Source organism: Tunicatimonas sp. (assembly GCF_049647865.1).
Taxonomy (GTDB): Bacteria; Bacteroidota; Bacteroidia; order Cytophagales; family Cyclobacteriaceae; genus Tunicatimonas.
The window spans coordinates 1-2,613 of record NZ_JBARYM010000263.1; the positions used below are offsets into that span (position 1 = coordinate 1).

At 44.7% G+C, this 2,613-nt stretch carries 4 protein-coding genes; 1 reads left to right on the plus strand and 3 read right to left on the minus strand.

The features are described from left to right. Positions 1–498, plus strand: a 498-nt coding sequence (locus WBA23_RS08135; RefSeq protein ID WP_424581776.1) for a DUF6807 family protein, incomplete at its 5' end; no start/stop codon positions are given. 26 nt (positions 499–524) lie between these two features. On the opposite strand, the gene WBA23_RS08140 is transcribed toward WBA23_RS08135, so the two are convergent. The 3 genes from WBA23_RS08140 to WBA23_RS08150 all read right to left on the minus strand — a co-directional run. Beyond that, on the minus strand, positions 525–1,184 hold the full coding sequence (locus WBA23_RS08140; RefSeq protein WP_424581777.1) for an SCO family protein: 660 nt from the start codon (positions 1,182–1,184) through the stop codon (positions 525–527). Between the two features lie 21 nt (positions 1,185–1,205). Continuing rightward, positions 1,206–1,751: a toxin-antitoxin system YwqK family antitoxin gene (locus WBA23_RS08145; protein WP_424581778.1), complete on the minus strand. Its 546-nt coding sequence runs from the start codon at positions 1,749–1,751 to the stop codon at positions 1,206–1,208. A 22-nt stretch (positions 1,752–1,773) separates the two neighbouring features. Next, positions 1,774–2,613: YHYH protein (locus tag WBA23_RS08150; RefSeq protein WP_424581779.1), on the minus strand; the 840-nt coding region annotated here is incomplete at its 5' end.

The following is a 2,613-nucleotide window of genomic DNA, read 5'->3' on the forward strand; positions in this document are numbered from 1 at the left end:
CAACAGCCCTTTCTATCGGAAGAAACCAGTATCAAAATTTATCCGGCTACCGAAGACTACCGAGTGCTGGATTTTGAAATCTCGCTGCTATCCTTGGTGCCTGACTTAAAAATAGGTGGTTCGGAAGATGCGAAAGGCTACGGAGGGTTTTCGGTACGATTGAAGCTGCCAGACGATATTCAGTTTTCCTCCACTAATGGGGAAGTTACCGCCCAAACCGAAGCGGTAGAAGCCGGACCTTGGATGAACGTATCCGGTTCGTTAGCGACCGATGGTGGTAAGGCTGGAATCGTGATCGTGACTCATTCGGACAATCCACCACCTCAGAACGCGTGGATTTTGCGCACCCAGAACAGTATGCAGAACCCGGTGTATCCAGGAAGAGAACCGGTGCTGATTTCTGAACAAGAACCTACCGTACTACAGTATCGCTTAATAGTTTATCAGAATGATGTACCTAATAAGGCGGTAAATCACTGGTATAATAGATTAAAGTGAATTTTCTTCATCAGTAGGAGGAAACTTTACAGCTTCTCTGCTTTCAGAGATTGTATATCCTCGACAAGTTGCTGAATTTCCAGAGCAAGAGTGCCATTGTAAATACCGCGAATTCGTCGACTTTGGTCTACTAGAATAAAATGCTCAGTATGTAAAAATTCCGTGCTATCTTTTGTATAGCCAATATCTTCTTCGGCGAAGTACGACTGGCGGGCGAGCTGATAAATTGATCCTTTTTTACCAGTGAGTAAATGCCAGTTTGGGTCGTTAATATTTTCCTGCTGAGCGTACTCTTGCAGGCGAGATACATTATCAATCCAGGGGGTAACCGAGTAGGATAGCAGCACCACATTATCGTCTTGGGCAAACAATTGGCTCACTTGCTGCATATGGTTAGTCATGATCGGGCAAACCACCCCGCAACTAGTAAAGATGAAGTTGGCTACATGGATTTTACCCGCGACACTTTGCTCGGTGATCGTCTTTCCGGCTTGGTTGGTAAACGAGAAAGGGGCAATCTGATGAGCAATTTGTTGCTCTTCGCTTGGTTCATCAGAGAGAAATATTGGGGTAAAATCGGGAGTATTATAGTAGGGTAACTGGTCAGACTGATCGGCACACCCAAGCATTGCTAAACTAAGAATAAGAACTAATACTTTGTGTTTTTCTAGAGAAAAGAAGGTCATCTTTTAGTTTAAATAAGAAAATCAAATTGGAAACAACGATGGAACACTGTCTGTAACGTTGGTGCAATTTTTCGTGCCTAGTAATCCGTAACGACGACCGTTTTTCATCACATAGTTTGACTTAATACCTCCGGTGCTGTACCACAACTTTTGAGAGCCCTGTTCATAACCTCGGTGGTAGTTCATATCCTTGATTAGCATTCCGTCAATGTTCCATTCCCGGCAGTTACCTTCGTACTCACCACCGGAAAAATGATAGTCTAGCCGTAGGTTTCCATTAGGCCACCAAGCCTGATAATGTCCTTCCTTCTTACCAGACTGAAAGTAACGCTCTTCCCGTATTCGTCCGGTCGGGTAGTATTGTCTCCACGTACTGTGCTTACGTCCGTTTTGGTAAGACCTTACAAAAGCAGTATCTAAGGTTTGGGGGGAAAGCCCGTAGACTGTTCCCGAAAAAATAGTATCGTTTACGTAGAATATCCCTCGTTGACTTTTCGTCTCAATATGCTGAAAATTTAGCACTGGAAGCCGTTGTTCTTCTCGGTGCTGACAGCAGGCTAGAGCCATAAGTAAAGAGGCAACAAGCAGGCTACTGCGAAAATGTGCCTGGAGTACCAAAGTAACCGTTCCCATTAATGTAAGGGTCATTAGAGGTGATATGATAGTGATAAATTCCGTCGGGATAATCCGAAGTAGCGTGAGTGTGACCGTGGTATTCATCCAAGTCGTTTTCACTTACTAACTTGCCACTTTCGGTTGGGCCATACACTGGGAAACCATCAAGTAGAAATCCGAGTAGAACATCTTTCCCTACAGTTTCGGTTAAGTACAACGGTTCTATGTGGTAATGATAATTGGCATTGCCGGTCGGGTGCCCATTGTACTGGTCAAATGAATTAATCTCATTGGTAAGCGGTTCATCGGGGGCAGCGTATTGATTGTAAAACGGAACACCGTTCAGCGACACTCCAATAGCTCCCATTGGGGTAGCCTGATGCCGGGTAGCTTCTTCAGGATTTAAGGGAATCTTAAAAGTATACGTAAATTCACCTATCCGATTGGGGTTGAGGCGGAATTGGTCGTTACTACCATTATACGCTTCGTGCAATTCGCCTTCCCAGCTTGTCTCTACGTAGTACGGACTTTTATGGTCGGGGCGACCGTTAGTCTCGATAATTACAAAATCTCCCTCAACATAAATATCAGAGGCAGCGTAAATTTTTTGGTATACTTCCAGTCTGGCATCAGAAGTAGTTTCTTCTGTTTCTGTTGGAGTATCACTTCCCCCAGCTGTGTTGTCATCGTCTGGTTTTTTTCCAGTATCAGGATTGTTGCCTCCTCCGGCGGCAGTACTATCATTGGGCGTACCAATATTTGGGGTAGGGCTCACTGGCTCTTCTTCTCCACAGGCAGTATGTAAGACTACCAC

Coding starts and splice junctions, on each gene's coding strand:
- WBA23_RS08140 (WP_424581777.1), bottom strand. CDS start 1,184: ATGACCTTCTTTTCTCTAGAAAAACACAAAGTATTAGTTCTTATTCTT.
- WBA23_RS08145 (WP_424581778.1), bottom strand. CDS start 1,751: ATGGCTCTAGCCTGCTGTCAGCACCGAGAAGAACAACGGCTTCCAGTG.